Source organism: Vibrio sp. 10N.222.52.C12 (genome assembly GCF_041474215.1).
Taxonomy (GTDB): domain Bacteria; phylum Pseudomonadota; class Gammaproteobacteria; order Enterobacterales; family Vibrionaceae; genus Vibrio; species Vibrio crassostreae_C.
Genome location: NZ_JBFRTR010000108.1, coordinates 18,771 through 38,202 on the forward strand (window position 1 = coordinate 18,771; position 19,432 = coordinate 38,202).

Here is a 19,432-nt window from a genome sequence, read left to right on the forward strand (position 1 = left end):
GCTCTCTACTGAACAGACTAAAAAGCCTGCATTTTATCGCAGGCTTTTTTATGTCTCGTTTTCAGACATTAAACAGTTCAATCATAAAACAGTGCGAGAGTCTCTCTATTTATCGCTCCACACTGCCATCTCGTTGCCACTTGGCTCTCTGAAATGGAAACGTCTGCCGCCGGGAAAGCTAAAGATCTCACGGTTTATCTGACCACCAGCATCAATTACATCGCGCTCGGTTTGCTCAAGATCTTGGCTATAAAAAACCATCAGCGCCGCGCCATTATCCGTATTCGACGCCAGATCCGCCAAATAGAAGCCGCCCATTAAGCCTTTGCCTTCAAAAGCAGAATACTCAGGGCCATAGTCTTCAAAGCTCCAACCAAACACTTGGCTGAAAAACGCCTCGGTTGCTGAGATGTCTTTCGCAGCAAATTCAATGTAGTTAATAGAGCCGTGTTCCATAGCAAATTCCTTATGCTTTATGCGTCTACCTTGTGATATTAAGGCAGGGATTGAAGATCTAATCTTAGACAATCAAGTCAAGTAACATCACTTTTTACGAACGACGGGGTAATCAGAACCATGCAGCTCCTGCACAAAGCCAGAGCCGTCGCCACTGTGCGTGATCCATACTTTCTCTTTTGCCCGCGTCATTGCTACATAGAACAAACGACGCTCTTCCGCATAAGGGAACGCGTCTGATGATTCAGTCAATGCGCCATCAATATGCAGCTGTTTCTTCTTGGTCGGGAACTGTCCTTCGTCAACACAAAGAATAATGACAAAGTCCGCCTCTTTACCTTTACTGCCGTGGCAAGTCATGAACTTGATATCAATGGAAGTGAAGATCTTCTTCCAGTCTTCCAACAACTCTGGCTTGTGGTAATGATTACGTCCAAGTAGCAGCACCGATTTATTGGTTTTGCCTTTGGATTGACGGTTCAGTTGATCAAGAATCTTCTCAACTTCTTTACTTGGCGCACTGTACACCGCCTTCTGCTTCTGTTGCTTGAAGCTGTTCAGTTCTTTCGGAATCTGAATTGGGTTTTCTTGTACAAAGCGATTAGCCACCGCACCTAACTGATTGTTAAAGCGGTAAGTCGTATCTAGGTGATGAATGGTCGAGCTTTCAAAACGATCCTTAAAGCCCGTGGTCAAATCCACATCCGCACCTGCAAACTGGTAAATCGACTGCCAGTCATCGCCTACTGCAAAAATAGAGGCTTGATGCTCGGCTTTAGACTGATTACACAGTGCTTCAACCAAGGCAAGACGATCAGGTGAGATATCTTGGTATTCATCGATCATGATGAACTTCCAAGGTGAGATAAACTTGCCCTTCTCGACATACTGAGTCGCTCGGCTGATCATGATTGAGAAGTCGATATGATTCTGTTCTTTCAGCTCCTTTTGCCACGCGGTTACACATGGCCAACACAGTGAAAGCTCGCTGTTGAGGCGCGCATAGTCTCGGTGATCAATCAGCTGTTGCTGTACTTCTTTTTTGGTTAAACCCGACGCATTCAACTGTTCTAGCTGATTTTCAAGCCAACCGATCAATTTGAGGTTTGAAACGTGGCTACCAAGCTCATCGTCACCGGTTAAATAAGCGATTGGCCATTTAGACAAATGCTTTTGCCAACGTTTAAAGTTGGTCGGTGTCATCCAGTGCTTCTTCAACCAATCAATGCACCATGCTTGGCGTTGGTTGTCATCGAGCGCTAAAGGAGAAATAACCACACGTTCGGGTTCAACTTGATTCAGTATCTTTAAACCCAACTGGTGGAAAGTGCTGACTTGCACCTTCTCTGCTGATAAACCAATTTTGCTGTCGAGACGTTGCTTCATCTCTTCTGCCGCTTCACGACCAAAAGCGAGCAATAGCAACTCTTCAGCTTGAGCTTGATGGCTTTGCAGTAAATACGCGACGCGAGCCGTTAGAACACTGGTTTTACCCGAGCCTGCACCCGCTAAAATAAGGTTGTGATCATCATTCATCAACACCGCATATTGCTGCGATAAGTTCAGTGGTGACGACTCACATTGCGCAAACAACACTTCCCAGTTTTTTCGCTCGGTCTCTAGCCATTGCTGGTTTCTTTCAGCTTGCTTGATTTCCGTTTCAGATAACCATGGCTGCATTCTTGCGATGCGGTTTGGCATGCGTTGTGCGGCCTCTTCTAGCGTCATTGTCATACTCTCTAAGCCTGAGTTGACCATATCAACCCAAGTGTTGACCTTAGAATGCGGTAGAAAGGCTGGTAATTGCTCAAGACGTGTTAATTCAGCTTCCCACTGAGGTACGTGTTCAGCCAATTGTTCACATTGAGTGTCGTGCCACTTCTGATAAGCACTAACTGACGCGCGTGCAAATTGACGGCATTGATCCCAAGGTAAGCCTTGTACTAACCAACTGCGCTGTGTTCCATCTTGTTGATTAGCAAAAAATTGTAGCGATCCCCAGAACAATCCGCGCTTTATCGCGATCTTGCCACTCCAAATAGTAAATGGGATACGCTCTTCACTGCCTACTGAAGATAACAGCAAGCGTGGACCATCAAGTTCAACCTGATGATATTCATTTTGAATAAAAAACTGTGCAGTCTTGTTAGCGCTTAGCTGCATTGGAGTGTGCTCTTAATTGGGAATATTGAATTTATATCATGATGCAATGAGAATTAATAATATCTCATATCTTATCGACGCTTTCATGACCACCTACGGGCAATTATGGATAAGTATCAAATTCTTGTGCTTGATTTCTGTTAGGATTATGGTTTTTAGTGTGTCAAGTGAGCGACTGTGGACTTTTCAGCCAAATTACGCCTCTATTGGGCGAATAAAACCATAAATTACAGCGTATTAATTCTCATCACCCTACTCGGTGTTGTGGTGCCTGCTTGGTATTATGGACAAAACACACTCATCACCCCACTTATTTTAGGCGTCATTGCTGCTGCTCTAGCGGAAAGTGATGACAGCTTTACTGGTCGATTGAAAGCACTCACATTGACCTTTATCTGTTTCGCTGTTGCAGCCTTCTCTATTGAGATTCTTTTCGATACACCTTGGCTGTTCGCGATAGGGCTTTTCGTTTCAACCTTCTCTTTCATCATACTCGGAGCGATTGGCCCTAAATACGCCAGCATCGCGTTTGGCTCGCTGTTGGTCGCTATCTACACCATGCTTGGTGCACACGAGAGCACCAACCTTTGGTTTCAACCGCTTCTACTGTTAACTGGCGCCGCTTGGTACTACTTCATGTCGATGATTTGGCAGATAGTGTGGCCAATGCAACCTGTGCAGCAAAACCTAGCCACGGTATTCGATCAAATCGGTAATTACATCGATTCAAAAGCGGAACTCTTCTACCCCGTTTCAGACTTGATTCCCCAGCCACACCGAATCATTGAAGCCAAACTCAACGCGAGTACCGTTAACGCACTCAACATGTGTAAGGCGACGCTACTCAACCGCTCTAAGCGCGGACACATTGACGGCCCTAGTGACCGATTTCTTAACACCTACTTCATCGCACAAGATATTCATGAACGCGTAAGCTCTAGCCACTATCGTTATCAAGAGCTAGCAAAACACTTTGAACGCTCTGACGTGTTGTTTCGATTTAAGTATCTACTGGAAGCGCAGGCAACAGCTTGTAAAGAAGTGGCGAGCTCATTGAAAGTTGGCGCTGAATACCAGCATGGTGACAAGTCTGTATTGGCACTTGATGAGCTGATGTCATCGCTCAATCACCTGCACCAACAGAACAACCCTGAATGGAAATCACTGCTGAATCAGTTGGATTACTTATTCAATAACCTAGCAACCGTTGAAAAACAGCTCTCGAATATCAGCAACCCAGATGCAGAGAAGATTGAAGAAGGTGTATTGGACGATACCAACCCTCATACTTTGACGGCAATGTGGCACAAGATCAAAGCTAACTTGCACACCGATTCTATGCTATTCCGCCACGCGATTCGTATGGCGATCACTCTGACGCTGGGCTATGGGATTATCCAAGGGTTTGATATTGAAAGAGGTTACTGGATTCTACTGACAACGCTGTTTGTGTGTCAGCCAAACTACAGTGCAACCCGTCAAAAACTGACGGCACGTGTCATTGGCACGGTCGCAGGCTTGTTGATCGGAGTACCTTTACTGACCTTCTTCCCGTCGCAAGAGAGCCAATTGGTGTTCATTGTGATCAGTGGCGTGATGTTCTTTGCGTTTCGAATCAATAACTACGGGTTTGCGACCGGCTTTATCACACTGCTTGTGCTCTTCTGCTTTAACCAATTAGGTGAAGGCTACGCGGTAGTATTGCCAAGGTTAGCGGATACCTTTATTGGTTGTGCTCTCGCCGTGCTTGCTGTCATTTATGTGTTACCTGATTGGCAGTCGAAGCGACTGCACAAAGTGATGGCGAATGCGCTCGATTCCAATAAGAACTATCTCGCTCAGATCATCGGCCAATACCGTGTCGGTAAGAAAGATAGCCTAAACTATCGTATCGCTCGACGTAGTGCGCATAATAATGATGCAAACCTGACTGCCGCGATCAGTAGCATGTTGGTTGAACCGGGTAAGTACCGCACCTCTGAAGATGAGAGCTTCCGATTCTTAACACTCAATCATGCTCTACTTAGCTATATCTCGGCTCTGGGTGCTCACAGAACGCGTATTGATGATGAAGCGACACACAAACTGGTGCTAGATGCGCACAGAGTAATCCACCAGCATCTCGACGCTCTAAATGATCAACTCTATTCTCATAAAGAGCATTGTGAAGTGAAAAACGCTTATGACCCGGAGCTGGATAAACGTTTGAGTGAATGGCGAGAAGAAGATGAGAATTCTGTCAAAATGGTTCTACAACAGCTCCATTTGATCTATCGAATGCTTCCAGAACTGCATACCTTAGCGACCAAGTTTGCAGTTAAGGTTAAGATCGACAAGTCGTTTGAAACAGAAGCTTCTTGAGCAACAAACAAAATACCGTAAAAACAAAAAGATAACGCCAATTGCTTATCTTTTGATCATCACAAATATTTATACATTGCTTTACCCATACCCCTAATTGGGTAGAGAAATTACTTACCTACCCTTGTGCCACAAGGGTTGAAGGCGTTTTTACATTGTAGGAATTTTCTGACTTTGATTGACCAAGCCTTAACTTTTCCTAACATTTCTCGGACAAAAAACGACCACAGGAATTTATAGTTGTCTTAGTTTCAAGAAACTTCAAACATCATTTAAAATTCACTTAATCTTGTTTGATTTCCTGAATCAGTAGACTATGCTCTAAAGAGCATATTGATTTGAACAAAGGTCACACTATGAATACACAGCAATTTGAAGCATTTAAGCAGCAAATACAGCTTCTTAGCCCACAACAATTAAAAGCACTTCAGGGTGAGATCGACGGCAACCTCGAAACAGAGAAGCCTTCTTTGCTTACTGATGAAGAGTTAAACGCGCTAAATGACCTGTTCAGTTAATAGACAGACATCACTATTTTAGCTTAAGTTCACATTTTCACCGTAAATTTCATCTGTTCACCATTGCGCTCAAAATATCGTCCGCCTAGACTCATTTCATACGTCAATAAAAGGTTCTGATATGTCGATATCTGGTATTCAATCTGGTTACGCCATTATTCAGCAATCCACCAACATGGCTGAAGAAGCCGCAATCGAGCTCAACCAAGCCTCCAAACACGCTCTAGAATCCGACGACACTTTCGAAGCTAGCGATCTCAGCTTTAATCAAATAGAGCCTGAACAAGCCATTTCCTTTAAAGACAAAGAACCTGAACCTGCTTCATCTTCAACCGATTCCTTGATTAAACTGACACAAAGCGCAAGTTATAACCGCGTTGGTGCAAGTGTGGTTGATCGTCAAAACGAAGCCATCGGTAGCCTTCTCGACATTCATATCTAAATTTCGCTCAAATACAGCCTATATTTCGCGAAACTTCGCTGCTTTTTGCTTCAACAACCACACAAACTGTAACTCATTATATCAGGCGCTTGTTTCTGGTTTATTACTCGGTAGAATCAGCGCAAACCAATTTGCTGCACAAACTTTACTTCATACTATTTATGCCAAAACTAAATCTGCATCGCCGTGACTATGTTTCTATTTTAGGAGGCGACATCTCCGCAGACGAATTAGAAAAAAAGCTTCAGCCTCATTTTGAAAAGCCAGTAAATAAGCTGACACCTAGACCCTACCTGACAGAAAAGAATCTCACACGTCGCTGGACAGCGCTCGATAATGCAGATTCACAGCAAGAACTGCTCGACCCTCATACACAAAGTCAGTTCCAAGCTTATGAGAAAAACATTGAGCACTTTATTGGCACCGTTAAAGTCCCTGTGGGAATATCTGGCCCTTTAAGAGTCAATGGCCTATTTGCTACGGGCGATTACCTAGTACCACTCGCGACCACAGAAGCTGCGCTTGTCGCGTCTTATAACCGTGGTTCTAAGCTGATTACGGCTTGTGGTGGCGCAAGTGCTATGTTGCTCAATGAAGGCGTAACACGTACTCCTGGCTTTGCATTTCAAGGATTAGTTGAAGCCGGACAGTTTGTGGCTTGGGCTGTGACTCAGTATGACCAGTTCAAGATCTTGGCAGAATCAACAACATCACACGGCAAGCTGACCGACATTAATATCAACATCGAAGGTAACCATGTTTACTTGGTGTTCGAATTTCTAACCGGAGACGCTTCTGGTCAGAATATGGTGACCATCGCAACCAATGCCGTGTTTGAGTACATCATCGAAAATACGCCAGTTAAGCCTGACCATGCTTTCCTTGATGGCAACTTGTCAGGCGATAAGAAAGCCAATACCCAAACCTTGCGCAGCGTTCGTGGCAAAAAGGTAACTGCTGAGGTTAATATCCCTGCAGAGCTTGTCGCGAAGTACCTACACACGACACCAGAGAAGATGGTCCAGTTTGGCCAAATGACCACAGTCGGTGGCGCTTTGAGCGGCACTATCGGTATCAACGCCCATTATGCGAATGCACTGGCGGCACTTTACATCGCTTGTGGCCAAGACGCGGCCTGTGTCGCCGAGTCAGCGATTGGTATGACGCGTATGGAACTCAACAAAGAAGGCGGTTTATACGCTAGCGTGACACTGCCTAACCTAATGGTGGGGACTGTCGGCGGTGGTACTGGCTTGCCAAGTCAAAAAGCCTGTTTAGATTTACTTGGGCTGCATGGTAACGGTAAATCACAAGCCCTAGCTGAAGTTTGTGCTGCACTGTGTTTAGCGGGTGAACTATCGATTGTGGGCGCATTTTGCGCAGGCCACTTTTCACGAGCGCACCATAAGCTAGCTCGTAAATAACCTTTATCCAATTTGGCTTGTTCGATTTTGTCGTTCATGCAAAATCACAAGCCAATCTGAATGCGTGAGTCATAAATGGATTACTTACACTTATCTAGGGTGAGCCTTAAGCACCTCACTGCGCTTCATATTATGCTGAACACCCACAGCGTCACTCAGACCTCAGAGCAACTCTGTGTCAGCCCTTCGAGTGTAAGCAAAACCCTGTCTCAGTTGCGTGACATCCTGAATGATGAGCTTTTCTATCGAGATGGTACCAAGCTTATCCCGACTCCCTTTGCTCTGAAGATAGCGCCCACTGTTCACGCAATTCTTTCAAGCATGAATGGACTGCTTCATCAAAAGAGTTTTACCCCTCAAGAGTACCAAGGCAGTTTTTCACTTTCGATGCGTGAAAGTACCTTCGAAGTATTTGCCTCTAAGATAAGTAAAATCACTACTGAACTGGCGCCAAACGCGAAGCTCAACATCTATTCGAAACAACAGCTCGGCTTCGATGCTTTACTCAGTGGCAAGGTCAATTTGATCTTGTTGCCTCATGATATATCTCAGCCGCCGACCGATAACAAAGAGCTGGTTTGGGAAACAATTCTTCCAGATGAAATGGTTTGTTTGATTGGCGCACACCACCCTCTCGCTCAGCAAGAACTGACGGTAGAAGGCTACTTAGATTACAAGCACATTGGGATTTTAGATAACGAACTGTCTCAGCCTTACTTTGAACAAAACTTGGTTCAATGCCACCAACCAAGAGAGATGGCAATATCGGTCGCGGACTTCGGCGCTGCGGCTGTGTTGTGTCACCACACGCCTTTCCTGTTCACTTGCTCTAAACAGTGGGCTGAGCGTGCTAAGCAAGCTCAGGGCTTAGTGAGCAAGCCCTTGCCTTTTGATTACGGTAAGGTGGCGTATAGCTTAGTGTGGAACAAGCCCAACATGAATGATCAAGCGATCAAGTGGTTGTGTGACCTGTTTTTAGAAGCTTAATATTTTTAGAGACTTAATATCTTTAGAAAGTTAACGTTCTTAGAAGCCTGATTGACTGCCTAAGAAATCTAAAGACTAGGTATAAACCTCAGGAGTTTGCATCGGTCTTTGAACTATGGTGTAGAGCTTATCGTGAAAGCTCTGCATCTGTTTTTCGGTGCATTTCGGCCAATCTAACGCGTCGCCAATGACACCATGATGCTGAAACGCATTCAGCCGAATTCGAACATCACTTGGTAGAGTCTTCAAGTAACGCCCCACTTGTTCAATTTCGTCCTCAAGATCGCTTTTATTTGGGATATGTAGCAACCTAACTTCGTGCAGTTTTTCTTTATCTGCTAAGTAGTTAATGGTTTCAAACACCCTATGATTACCTCTACCCACTAACCATTGATGTGTTTCCGATTGCCATGATTTTAGGTCAATCATCGCGCCATCAAGATAAGGCAACACCTTGTCCCACCCTTGAAGTGACAGCGAACCATTACTATCAATAAAACACGTGAGATGCGCTAACTGTGGATCACGTTTAATCGCTTGAAACAGCTCTATGATAAACGGCAACTGCATGGTCGCTTCACCGCCAGAAACGGTAATGCCACTCAAGAAAAACTGATTATGCCTGACAAGCTCCAGAACCTCTGAGACCGTCATTGTGGTAATTTTCGGGCTCGACTTATGGTCGCAGATATCGACGCACTGATCGCAGTTGGTACACGCGACCGGATCCCACTTCACCTTACCATCTACAGAGCTTAATGCGCCGCTTGGACACCCACTTATGCAGTCTCCGCAATGGTTACAGTGATTAATAGTGTGTGGGTTATGGCAGGTTATACAATCGAAATTGCACCCTTGTAGAAACAGCACTAGGCGATTTCCCGGTCCATCAACACAAGAAAAGGTCAGCACACGGCTGACCTTCGCTTGTTTTTCTGTCTTATTATTTTTAACCCTAGCCATTTGAGTTGTTAGATCAGAAATTTTCATAATTCACATTGTTCGTATTCGAAACGCATAACACACGTTAAAGCTATTCGTATGTCGGCGACATCTCTAAACTCGCCACGCGTGGTTTACGCTCTAATATGCCCGTGTTCTTCGCAGCTTCGGCACCTAAAAAGGTGGTATTGGTGCGTGAGCCTTGCTCGTCATATTTGGCAATGTCAGATAGCTTAATCATGTAACCCGTGACACGAACCAAATCATTTGATGCAACGTTAGCCGTGAACTCTCGGTAACCCGCTTGAATCGCGCCTTTACACAGGTTAAACATCGCTTCAGGGTTAGATTTCACTGTTTCGTCGATGGTCAGAATGTCACTGATGCCCGAGGTGTAGAACTTATGGTGACCCGCGGTTGCACGAACGTAAGAGACAGGATCCGGTTCGGTACCATAAGGAATACGGACACCCGGCGTCACATCTTCATCTAAGCTAATACCGCCTTGAGCATGCAGCAGAGCTTTACCTTCTAATCCATATTTCACTTCAGAGCGTTCAACGATCTCAGCCAGCTTTTCAGAGATACGATGACCAAGCTGATTCGCCAGTTCATCGTGACCATAACGCCCTGCTTGACCTTCTTTCTCCAACAAGATGTTGACTGCTTCCGCCATGCCGTAAATACCAAACATTGGCGCAAAGCGATCCTCTTCGATCAAACCTTCTTTGGTTAAGAAGCCTTCGAAGAAGTTAGACTCTTCATGCAAGAAGCGGCTTCGAACGTTCATCAACTCAACCATGATGCCACTGTAGTTCGGCAATACTTGTTGTAAGAAATCAGCACTGTCCTCAGACTTCAACGCCACTTGCTTAAGGTTCATACGCACCAAGGTGTTTGAACCACCCGCTAACGGCAGAGAGTTGTAGCAGCTCACAATACCAAAACGCTTATCGCCGTAAGCCTCGGCATGCGCTGGATAGTTTGCAATATGTGGTTTACTGCATTCACAGATGTTGCTCGCCGCATGACGAAGTAGATCATCAGGTGTCACGGCTGGGTCGTACATAAAGGTTAAGTTTGGCGCGATCTGCTTCAATTCAGCGTCTACACGTAAAATCGTACGGCAGATAATGTTGTCTGTCGGGCCGATATTCACATGCATAAAGGCGTCTGGCAGTGTGCGATCCAACATGATCCAGAACAGCTTAATCTTTTGGTATACCTGCTCTTCTGTTAAGTCGCCCACGAAAGGCATCAACACATCATCCAACTGACCTAGGTAAACCGGAATTGAAGTGACAGACGGAACATGGTGGTAAAGGATGGTAAGCATGTTCAATGCTTCATCGAAGTTGGTTGCCGCGCTAAGCTCTAAATACTCTGAGCCTTGATGTAAGTATTTAGAATAATCTGGAAGTACATAGCGCGGCTTAAATGGGGCGTGCCCTTCAAACATGTCACACAGCACACCTTGTTGTAAGGCTTGCTCTACTTCTTTGCTTACCGGCATATACGGTAAGCTGGCTTCAGCTTCTAAGGCAAGATAGCTCGACTTCTGTTTTGGTGACAGGTTGGCATCTGAAATGATATTGCTAAAGCGTTGTTGTTGCTCTGAAAGTGGTGAAGAAGTAGATGACGCAGATTGGTGGCTCATGATTAAACCCTTAGTGTTGTTATGGGCTTATTTTATATCTCACCGTTATATTTCCACTAATGAAATGTATGCAAGACTACATTTCCAAAATGGAAATAAATAATTTGTAAATTAGCGGTGTTGAGTTTTCTATGAGCGAGATGAGAAACAGAGAAATAGAGAAATAGAGAAACCAGAGTTAGTAGTGAAGAAATGAGAAAGCGCTAATTCGTTCTGTTTAAAACGATAGCGCCAAAAAGAGAAAACCCACATAACTGACGTTAGAGTCGTTAATGTGGGTTTAGTAGTTTAAATGAGCATTCTGAATGCTAGCTCAAGGCATACACACGATTACAGATCTGGAAGCGCTTGTTTACGTCCAACACCCATTAATACCTTTAACTCTCCTTGTGGAGTGTCAATCGAGAACGGTGTAGAGACTTCAACTACTGCAAAGCCCGCTGCACTCAATACATTTTCTGAGCGCTGTTGGCTTACACCGTAGTCTTCACTGTCGCTTTCCAAGTACCAATCCCAGTGTACAAACGTACCGTCGTTTTCAAGCAGCGTGTAAATCAGACTGACTGTGTCTTGTAGGTTCGGGATAAAACCACACACCGAAGAGGCTACCACTAGGTCAAACTGGTTTCTGAATGCTGGATGCTGCGCTGCAAGTCCGCGCGATAAAATATCAACTACCGGTTCAACGTTAGGTAACTCTTTCTTATCTAACTCTTCAATCATCCCTTCAGAGATATCAAGTGCGATGATCTCTTTTGCTAAAGGAGATATTTTCTGGCTGAGTAGTCCTGTACCACAACCAAAATCAAGGACACGGGTTCCGTTTAAATCAACGAGCTGTGTTAACTGGTCAAATACGGATTGTGCGAATACTGCGGTTGCGGGATCTTTATCCCAATCAACGGCGTATTCGTCCCATTGTTTCGCCATCATGGCCTCCATCTTTACTTCTTGTAGGTTCGGAACTTCCCCAGAGTAAACCAAATTAGTCAATTCGTCATAGAGTTATCATGCAAAGATGGACTATTTCTAAGATAGTCAGCACAATATTCAGATAATATGCACCGACCCCCGCTCAATATGGAAATGAAATGAACCTTTCTCAAGTCCAAGCCTTTTGTTCCGTTGCTGATTTAGGATCAGTTTCTGAAGCTGCACGCCAGTTAGAATGCAACCGAACCAAACTCAGCATGTCGATTAAAGCCTTGGAAAAAGAGTTAGATGTCGAGCTGTTCGTCCGCAGCGGAAACCACGTTGAGCTTTCAGAAGCGGGTAAAGCGATTTACAAAGATTGCGAAGGCATGTTGGTGACAGCCGCGCGTATTAAACAAACCTGCTTGCATGTTTCGGGCGAATTCAACGCAGAAATTTGGATAGCACGAGATGACTCCCTACCCGATGAAATGTGGCAGGACTTATCTCACGCCTTAAATAACAAGTACCCTTCTACCTCATTCAACTTCGTTCTCGCATCGAGCGGTGACTTAGCTAACCTAGTTGAAACTCAGCAAGTCGACTTCGCATTTGGTGTCGATTACGAACGCGTCGATGACCCAAGAATTATCTACAACCCGCTTGGTAAGATTCGAATGATGTCTGTATGTAAGAAAGGACATGATTTGAGTGCGATGCGACGAGTGTCTGATGAAGTACTGAGAAATTCGATGCAAGCAACCATGGTTTATCTTAATGAAAAGGATAATCCTGAGCTTGAGCCCTTCTCGCGTCGTTACATTGGCTTCTCTAGCTTCGACTTTATGTTGGATACGATTCTACGTGAAGAAGCATGGGGCGTAATGCCTGAGCCATTGATTCGCCATTTACTGCGTAAACAAGAGCTTGCCGTGATCAAACACACCTACGGTTTAACACAAGAAGACTACTGTATGTTTACCGCGGCTGGCATGGCAGAGCACCCAGGAATGAATTGGTTGGCCGACCAGCTTAGTGATTATTTGTTTGATTTCTAGCTCGCGCTTATTGCTTATCGTCGATAACAAAGGGAAAAACCACAAACAGCACTACTCCTAAAAGACCATCACGTGATCCACTAAATAGCGTCCGTCTTCTTCAACCAATACCATTTCAGCGACAAACTCACCTTTGGCGATGGTGTAAGCTTGTTTCCACACAAAGGCGATGGAGTCTGAACGTCTAAATAAAGCAACTTGCTCACGCTCAGCAAAAAAGCCATTACTGTGCTGATAATGGTGACACACCTTTTCTAAATATTCTGGCGTAACAATGTCTTTCATCCTTTGAGTAAAATCTCGACAGTGCTGTTCATGATCAACCTTAGTTGAACCATCCATCAGATTATCCATGATCGGGTTAGCAATCGCCCACAACTCATTATCACTGATATCGTCAAACTTCATATTGATTCACTCCTTGTCCATCGCAGTCGCAGTCAAATCTAGAAGACCAATAAGACCTTAGCGACTAATGTGTTTTATTAATCATAAACGATCCTATTTCAGTTGCACACCATCACCAAAAAACACTCAACGTCAACTTTATTGACACCACACCCTGATCTTAAGTAACTGAATTTTATTGATTTATATGTTCGAATTAAATAAGACATATAAACATCATCAGATAAAGTTTGTAAAGTTAGCTCATTATTAGAACAATGAAGTTATCAAAAACATCTGGAAAATATTATGTGTGACAGGAAAAGCCAAAACGAAAATCGAGTACTATTGTTCTCAGCCCTTTTAGCATCAGGCTTCGCAATTGGCGGATTGGTGTTGGGTCTTCTCGTTGGCTCTCTGGTCATAGTGTTTGACGGTGTCTATTCTCTTATCAGCTTACTGTTAACTTTATTGTCACTAGCTGCGTCGAAATACATCAATCGCCCTTCGGACACTGAGTTCCCGTTTGGTCGAGCTATCATCGAGCCGATTGTGATTGCGATTAAAGCCGTTGTGATTCTTCTTGTGGTTGGTTATTCACTTTACTCTGCGATTGGTGCCCTAATGACGGGTGGTCGTGAAGTTGATGCTTCTATTGCAACTCTGTTTGGTATTTTCAACGTGTTGGGTTGTGGTTACGCTTGGTGGTACATCGCGAATAAGAGCAAACGTATTTCTTCAGGTCTGATTCAGGCTGAATCTAAGCAGTGGCAGATGGATACGCTACTGAGTGTAGCGGTAACAGCGGGTTTCGTAGCGGCTTGGTTAATTACTTTTTCTCCGCTTGCAGAATACGCAGTGTATGCCGACCCAATGATGATGTTGCTAATGTCTTTCTACTTCATCAAAGTTCCTTTCGACATGTTACGTGAAGCCATGCGCGAACTGCTTATGATGTCGGCAAACAAAGATATTTGTGATGCGGTAGATAAGAACGTTGTCGCGGTAGACAAAGAAGCGGAGCAAGATTTGGAGCTGATGGGTGTGACTAAGGTTGGTCCAGAATTACGAATCAATGTTGATATTCATACCAACGACCAACAAGCGATTGCGGTCGATGATATTGAACGTACGCGCCGCCAACTTAAGCGACGCCTATCGAAGATGCCATATGAGCTTCAATTGAACCTCAATGTCGCGAGCTAAGTTTTCACCTAGCAAATAACGCTGGAACATAAGCGCAAATTAAGACTGAGATTGAACCTTTATAGAAGCCGACGCCTTTGCCGTCGGCTTTTCTCTTGTTACCCACCAGCAAGCCAGTGAACCAACGGTTACCATACATACGCCCTGCCAAAACGTCATGGTCAATGACAAGCCCAAAATCACCGAGGAAAGTAGTGTCGCGAAGATTGGCGTAAAGTACGACATGGTTGCCAAAAACACCATGTTGCCACCAAGAATCGCCGTGTTCCAAAGTGCGTAGCCTGCCCCCATGCAAGCGCCAGCTAGCGCTAAATCAATCGCCGCACTCGTTGTCATCACCATGCCGGTTTCATCACTCAATGCGTATTTGATCCACAGAGTGATCGCCGTAGCGATAAAGAAAAGTACAATCGCATTCTGCCCTTTCGCGACACGCTGGGTGTAGTTACAGTAAACAGCCCAAATAATCGCACCGAAAAACGCCATAGAATAGGTTTTAGGGTTGGTCGCAATGTTGGCAGCAATTTGGTCGACAGAGAGACCTTGGTCACCGCTGATGCTCCAAGCCACACCAAAGAATGCCAAGAAGATACTTGGATAAACCAGCCAGTTAATCTTCTTGTCGCTCAGCAACACCGCAAACAACACCGTCAGTGCCGGCCACAGATAGTTAATTACGGCCATCTCTATCGCTTGATGTCGGCTGTTCGCCATTCCCAAAGCCAGAGCCAGGAAAATCTCATAACAAACGAACAAGGCGCCGCCAATCAGCAAGTAAGACTTAGAAAAGCGTGACAACTTTGGTAAACCCATAACACAGACCAACAACAGCGCACTCACCGTGTAAAGGCTGGCAGCACCACCAATTGGACCTAGCTGTTCTGAGACGCTACGAGACAGAGCAATCAAACAGCTCCATAATAAAATGGCGATAATACCGTAGCAGCTATAACGATGAGATTTCAGCACGCCTTTTCCTTATCTATTTTTGATGGTCACTCTATGGTTAAACCAAGTTCAAAATAATTGGCCGAGTACATTTTCGTACTCGGCCATCAACACTTTGTTTACAAAGCATCTATCAATTTACGAAGTACCAACCAATTAACGAAGCATCAATCAACTTACGAACCATCAATCAATTTGCAAAGCATTGGTCAATTAGCGAAATCAACCGATTGTGATTATGATCGCGTATTCGCTAGTAGCAGTCAGTTGTTAACTATTAACTATTAACTAAGCCAACAGTAGAGCTTGTAAGTCAGCCAAAGACTTCACTTGATAGTGAGGGTTGATGCCAGCTGGTGTTGTCTTTTCTTGACTGTTTAACCAGCAAGTTTCAATGCCAAAATCGAGTCCGCCTAGAATATCTGAATGTGGGTTATCCCCGACCATCAATATTCTTTGTTTCGATGGCAATCCAACCAGCTTATGCGCATATTCAAAGATTTCAGCGTCTGGTTTCGCGACACCGACTTCTTCAGAGATGATCACATGGTCAAAGTAATCTGTCATACCTGTGCGTTCTAAACGTATAGATTGCAGCTCGGTAAACCCATTCGTGATGATACCCATGTTCACTTTGCCTTTTAAAGACTCCATCAACTCTTTTGCACCTGGGAGCAGAGAACAGATATCCGCCATTGCGGTCAAAAATGCACTGTTTAGTTCTGCTGTTGTTGTCTCTAACTTTGTTGCCCAGCTTTCAAAACGCGCGTGCTTCAGTTGAGCTGCCGTAATGCGGCCATCTTGATAATCTACCCAAAGTGGTAAATTAACCTCTTGGTAAACCGAATAATCCTGTTCGTTGAAGTCCACACCAAAACGAGAAAACATCAGCTTCATTCCCTGATAAGCATCAAAATGGAACAAGGTTTCATCTGCATCAAAGAATATCCAGTCGTACTTCATTTTATTTCCTATTAATCACGCTGTTGAGCTGCGTTTATCTTTAGTTGTTCATTGGCTCAAAGACCAGATGTTCATTCTACTACCAATTTTGTGAGCCTGAATATAGTTCTAATAATTTATAGAAAACAAGCCACAAGTCATGATGTATCGCAAATTTTGCCACATATTAAACCAATACCATACAATAAATACACTTAGGTACCGGGAGGTACTATGAAGCACTTTTTACCATCGTCTGTCATGCTTACCCCTTTTCTTGTCAAATACTATGACGAGGAGTCAGAAGACACCCTTGAGTCTGAAGAGTCGCAAGATCCTCAAATTGAGTGCAGTGATGACTCCGATAAAACGTCGACACCTGCCTAGCCAGATCAACTTTCAGTGAAAAACCTTAATTTTCATTGTTATAGAGCTCCATACTGTCTCTAATTTAGTCGATTTATCGCGATCTATTACTGACAATCAACACAGCCAAAAACCATGAAAACGATTGCTATATGAGCCCTATCACAACGACTAGCCACAAAGTGGTAGTTCGAATTCAAAGTTGTTCCAGATCAATGGTCGACCACTTGAATGCCGACAACATGTAGGAAATTAAAAATCATAATTAACGGAGTTTTCCAATGTCTACTGCATTTTACATCCCTACAATCAACTTCATGGGTACTGGCTGTCTGAAGGATGCTGCTGATAGTATTCAGTCTCAAGGCTTTAAAAAAGGTCTGATCGTAACTGATAAGATCTTGAATCAAATTGGTGTAGTTAAGCAGGTACAAGACCTTCTTAGCCAGCGAGGCGTAGACGCAGTTGTATTCGATGGCACTCAACCAAACCCAACCATCACGAACGTTAACGATGGTCTTGAATTGCTGACTGACAACGATTGTGATTTCGTTGTTTCTCTAGGTGGCGGTTCTCCACACGACTGTGCAAAAGGCATTGCTCTGGTTGCTTCTAACGGCGGCAAGATTGCAGACTACGAAGGCGTAGACCAATCTGAAAAGCCAATGATGCCTCTTATCGCTATCAACACTACGGCTGGTACAGCATCAGAAATGACACGCTTCTGCATCATCACTGATGAGGAACGTCACATTAAAATGGCGATCGTTGACAAGCACACAACACCGCTTATTTCAGTAAACGATCCTGAACTAATGCTTGCTAAGCCTGCATCACTGACTGCTGCAACAGGTATGGATGCGCTAACACACGCAATCGAAGCTTACGTTTCTATCGCAGCGACACCAATTACAGACGCTGTAGCGATTAAAGCCATTGAACTTGTACAAGCTCACCTAAGAACGGCAGTAGCGCACGGCGAAGACATTGAAGCACGTGAACAAATGGCTTACGCACAGTTCATGGCGGGTATGGCGTTCAACAACGCGTCACTAGGTTATGTTCATGCGATGGCGCATCAGCTAGGCGGCTTCTACGATCTTCCACACGGTGTGTGTAATGCTATCTTGCTACCACACGTTCAACGCTACAACGCGCAAGTTTGTCCTGAGCGTCTACGTGATGTTGCAAAAGCAATGGGCGTTAACGTTGAAGGTATGTCACCAGAGCAAGGCGCAGAAGCTGCGATCAACGCAATTGTTCAACTAGCAAATGACGTGAACATCCCAACAGGTATCGCGCAACTTGGTGCAAAGCTAGAAGATATCCCTACTCTGTCTGACAACGCACTGAAAGACGCATGTGGTTTTACTAATCCTAAACAAGCGACCCACGAAGAAATCTCTGCGATTTTCGAAGCGGCAATGTAATCTGCCATTAAGTCACTTATAAACTTATCGACAAACGGGCTCACCTACTGAGCCCGTTTTCTTTACCTGCCATATGTTATTCAAGTCTCTGTTTTGAATAGCCACTGATTAAGATAAATCTCTTTAAAAGTCGCATTGTCATAACTGCTTAGTTATAGTCAAACTATTGATACATAGAATGACAAACAGGTTCCATTGAGTCGTTGGATAGTTAACTCCTCATTATTAGCATCGCTCGTTTCCCACTCTGCCTTCGCGGAGGAACAGGATGAGTGTCACAGCCAACCGTTAGAAGACACGCGCGTCGAAAAAGCTTACCACTACCTAAACAGCAAGTTTTGTCAGCCCGCAATATGGTTCGATAACTTCTTTGTGGATGACCGTATTACCGAGGACGCCAGAGCCGGAACCTCTGTACGTTGGTATAATGATTTCATCTATTCTGAGGGCGGTGACGTGGATTATTCCACCAAGCTCAACGCACGCCTGCATTTACCCTTTGTCAGCAAAAGGCTTAAGCTAATCTACGAGTCTGTTGGCGATGAAGAATTCTTAGACTTCTTCCCACAAGATTCTGAAGAGTTAGAGAATGCACTTGGCCTTCGTTATGACGCCTATGCCAAGGGTTACAGTAGTTTCAATATCAAAGCGACATTACGCCCAAGAATAGAGGCTCGCTATCGTTTTACCTACCCGCTCACCACAGATGCAGTATTCAGGCTGACCCAACGTGTATATCAAGAAAAACAAGAGACTGGTGAGATCACCGACATCGACTTTGATCTTTCTTTAAGTGATGATTTCTTGGCTCGATGGTCAAGCTTTGCAGGATATAACGACGACCTTAAAGGTTGGAACTATGGTACAGGGCTAACCTTGTATCACTACCTTGCCCAAGACCAAGCACTTCAATATAGCGCTACAATTAATGCAACGGATGAGCCTCATAATCATTACGAATACGCTCAGGTTTCGGTTACCTACCGACAAAACGTATGGAAAGAGTGGCTGTTCTACGAACTCATCCCTCGTTATCAATGGGAACGAGAACCCCATGAGAAACATACCGAAGAAGCCAACATCACCCTTCGGCTTGAAGTCCTGTTCAATAATGTGTAGCTCTATAATGTCTAGTTCAACAACGTATAGTTCAACAGTATCTAGCTCAACAGTATCTAGTTCAACAACGCCTAGTTAGTGTTTGAGATATAAGCATCGAGAGATAAGAATAGA

17 protein-coding genes are annotated in these 19,432 nt (G+C 44.4%); 9 read left to right on the forward strand and 8 right to left on the reverse strand.

The window, feature by feature from the left end:
* Nucleotides 1-105 precede the first annotated feature (105 nt).
* On the reverse strand, nucleotides 106-456 hold the full coding sequence (locus tag AB4623_RS18825) for a VOC family protein (RefSeq protein ID WP_372147154.1): 351 nt from the start codon (nucleotides 454-456) through the stop codon (nucleotides 106-108).
* An 87-nt stretch (nucleotides 457-543) separates the two neighbouring features.
* Nucleotides 544-2,619 carry a DNA helicase IV gene (gene helD / locus AB4623_RS18830; protein WP_372147156.1) on the reverse strand — a complete coding sequence of 692 codons (2,076 nt, stop codon included), beginning with the start codon at nucleotides 2,617-2,619 and terminating at the stop codon, nucleotides 544-546.
* Nucleotides 2,620-2,796: 177 nt separating this feature from the next.
* Between helD and yccS the strand changes: the two genes are divergently transcribed.
* The 5 genes from yccS (at nucleotide 2,797) to AB4623_RS18855 (ending at nucleotide 8,351) form a co-directional block, all read left to right on the forward strand.
* The gene (yccS, locus tag AB4623_RS18835; protein ID WP_372147158.1) at nucleotides 2,797-4,980 is read left to right on the forward strand and encodes a YccS family putative transporter; all 2,184 of its coding nucleotides are present in this window, start codon (nucleotides 2,797-2,799) and stop codon (nucleotides 4,978-4,980) included.
* A 332-nt stretch (nucleotides 4,981-5,312) separates the two neighbouring features.
* Entirely contained in the window at nucleotides 5,313-5,498 is a 186-nt protein-coding gene (locus tag AB4623_RS18840) for a hypothetical protein (RefSeq protein WP_029235859.1), read from the forward strand.
* 121 nt (nucleotides 5,499-5,619) lie between these two features.
* Nucleotides 5,620-5,940: a hypothetical protein gene (locus AB4623_RS18845; protein WP_017060893.1), complete on the forward strand. Its 321-nt coding sequence runs from the start codon at nucleotides 5,620-5,622 to the stop codon at nucleotides 5,938-5,940.
* Between the two features lie 161 nt (nucleotides 5,941-6,101).
* Nucleotides 6,102-7,364 (forward strand): hydroxymethylglutaryl-CoA reductase, encoded by a 1,263-nt coding sequence (locus tag AB4623_RS18850; RefSeq protein ID WP_372147159.1) that lies wholly within the window; start codon nucleotides 6,102-6,104, stop codon nucleotides 7,362-7,364.
* 75 nt (nucleotides 7,365-7,439) lie between these two features.
* Nucleotides 7,440-8,351, forward strand: coding sequence for a LysR family transcriptional regulator (locus AB4623_RS18855; RefSeq protein ID WP_372110200.1), 912 nt, complete (start codon nucleotides 7,440-7,442; stop codon nucleotides 8,349-8,351).
* 75 nt (nucleotides 8,352-8,426) lie between these two features.
* Here AB4623_RS18855 and AB4623_RS18860 read toward each other — a convergent pair whose 3' ends face one another.
* The 3 genes from AB4623_RS18860 to AB4623_RS18870 form a co-directional block, all read right to left on the reverse strand.
* Nucleotides 8,427-9,341 carry a YjjW family glycine radical enzyme activase gene (locus tag AB4623_RS18860; protein ID WP_372110201.1) on the reverse strand — a complete coding sequence of 305 codons (915 nt, stop codon included), beginning with the start codon at nucleotides 9,339-9,341 and terminating at the stop codon, nucleotides 8,427-8,429.
* A 43-nt stretch (nucleotides 9,342-9,384) separates the two neighbouring features.
* Nucleotides 9,385-10,950, reverse strand: coding sequence for a YjjI family glycine radical enzyme (locus tag AB4623_RS18865; RefSeq protein ID WP_017060897.1), 1,566 nt, complete (start codon nucleotides 10,948-10,950; stop codon nucleotides 9,385-9,387).
* A gap of 330 nt (nucleotides 10,951-11,280) precedes the next feature.
* Nucleotides 11,281-11,880 (reverse strand): class I SAM-dependent methyltransferase, encoded by a 600-nt coding sequence (locus AB4623_RS18870; RefSeq protein ID WP_017064785.1) that lies wholly within the window; start codon nucleotides 11,878-11,880, stop codon nucleotides 11,281-11,283.
* 161 nt (nucleotides 11,881-12,041) lie between these two features.
* On the opposite strand from AB4623_RS18870, the gene AB4623_RS18875 reads away from it, so the two are divergent.
* A complete protein-coding gene (locus tag AB4623_RS18875; protein ID WP_017071134.1) occupies nucleotides 12,042-12,920 on the forward strand; it encodes a LysR family transcriptional regulator in 879 nt (292 codons plus the stop codon).
* Nucleotides 12,921-12,977: 57 nt separating this feature from the next.
* On the opposite strand, the gene AB4623_RS18880 is transcribed toward AB4623_RS18875, so the two are convergent.
* Nucleotides 12,978-13,328: a hypothetical protein gene (locus tag AB4623_RS18880; protein ID WP_017060899.1), complete on the reverse strand. Its 351-nt coding sequence runs from the start codon at nucleotides 13,326-13,328 to the stop codon at nucleotides 12,978-12,980.
* 288 nt (nucleotides 13,329-13,616) lie between these two features.
* On the opposite strand from AB4623_RS18880, the gene AB4623_RS18885 reads away from it, so the two are divergent.
* Nucleotides 13,617-14,513, forward strand: a complete 897-nt coding sequence (locus AB4623_RS18885) for a cation diffusion facilitator family transporter (protein WP_050653601.1) — start codon at nucleotides 13,617-13,619, stop codon at nucleotides 14,511-14,513.
* Between the two features lie 39 nt (nucleotides 14,514-14,552).
* Here the strand turns inward: AB4623_RS18885 and yddG are convergent, their stop codons facing one another.
* Both yddG and yjjG read right to left on the reverse strand, forming a co-directional pair.
* Nucleotides 14,553-15,482 (reverse strand): aromatic amino acid DMT transporter YddG, encoded by a 930-nt coding sequence (gene yddG / locus AB4623_RS18890; protein ID WP_372147161.1) that lies wholly within the window; start codon nucleotides 15,480-15,482, stop codon nucleotides 14,553-14,555.
* A gap of 267 nt (nucleotides 15,483-15,749) precedes the next feature.
* Entirely contained in the window at nucleotides 15,750-16,424 is a 675-nt protein-coding gene (yjjG, locus tag AB4623_RS18895; RefSeq protein WP_372058278.1) for a pyrimidine 5'-nucleotidase, read from the reverse strand.
* Between the two features lie 626 nt (nucleotides 16,425-17,050).
* On the opposite strand from yjjG, the gene yiaY reads away from it, so the two are divergent.
* Nucleotides 17,051-18,199 (forward strand): L-threonine dehydrogenase, encoded by a 1,149-nt coding sequence (gene yiaY, locus AB4623_RS18900; RefSeq protein ID WP_017060904.1) that lies wholly within the window; start codon nucleotides 17,051-17,053, stop codon nucleotides 18,197-18,199.
* A 195-nt stretch (nucleotides 18,200-18,394) separates the two neighbouring features.
* Nucleotides 18,395-19,318 (forward strand): hypothetical protein, encoded by a 924-nt coding sequence (locus tag AB4623_RS18905; RefSeq protein ID WP_029235256.1) that lies wholly within the window; start codon nucleotides 18,395-18,397, stop codon nucleotides 19,316-19,318.
* Nucleotides 19,319-19,432 lie beyond the last annotated feature (114 nt).

What these genes read in the sequence shown, in the direction of transcription:
- AB4623_RS18860 (WP_372110201.1), bottom strand. Translation starts at nt 9,341, where the DNA reads ATGAAAATTTCTGATCTAACAACTCAAATGGCTAGGGTTAAAAATAAT.
- AB4623_RS18885 (WP_050653601.1), top strand. Translation starts at nt 13,617, where the DNA reads ATGTGTGACAGGAAAAGCCAAAACGAAAATCGAGTACTATTGTTCTCA.
- helD (WP_372147156.1), bottom strand. Translation starts at nt 2,619, where the DNA reads ATGCAGCTAAGCGCTAACAAGACTGCACAGTTTTTTATTCAAAATGAA.
- AB4623_RS18870 (WP_017064785.1), bottom strand. Translation starts at nt 11,880, where the DNA reads ATGGCGAAACAATGGGACGAATACGCCGTTGATTGGGATAAAGATCCC.
- AB4623_RS18880 (WP_017060899.1), bottom strand. Translation starts at nt 13,328, where the DNA reads ATGAAGTTTGACGATATCAGTGATAATGAGTTGTGGGCGATTGCTAAC.
- AB4623_RS18850 (WP_372147159.1), top strand. Translation starts at nt 6,102, where the DNA reads ATGCCAAAACTAAATCTGCATCGCCGTGACTATGTTTCTATTTTAGGA.
- AB4623_RS18865 (WP_017060897.1), bottom strand. Translation starts at nt 10,950, where the DNA reads ATGAGCCACCAATCTGCGTCATCTACTTCTTCACCACTTTCAGAGCAA.
- AB4623_RS18855 (WP_372110200.1), top strand. Translation starts at nt 7,440, where the DNA reads ATGGATTACTTACACTTATCTAGGGTGAGCCTTAAGCACCTCACTGCG.
- yjjG (WP_372058278.1), bottom strand. Translation starts at nt 16,424, where the DNA reads ATGAAGTACGACTGGATATTCTTTGATGCAGATGAAACCTTGTTCCAT.
- AB4623_RS18825 (WP_372147154.1), bottom strand. Translation starts at nt 456, where the DNA reads ATGGAACACGGCTCTATTAACTACATTGAATTTGCTGCGAAAGACATC.
- yiaY (WP_017060904.1), top strand. Translation starts at nt 17,051, where the DNA reads ATGTCTACTGCATTTTACATCCCTACAATCAACTTCATGGGTACTGGC.
- AB4623_RS18845 (WP_017060893.1), top strand. Translation starts at nt 5,620, where the DNA reads ATGTCGATATCTGGTATTCAATCTGGTTACGCCATTATTCAGCAATCC.
- AB4623_RS18875 (WP_017071134.1), top strand. Translation starts at nt 12,042, where the DNA reads ATGAACCTTTCTCAAGTCCAAGCCTTTTGTTCCGTTGCTGATTTAGGA.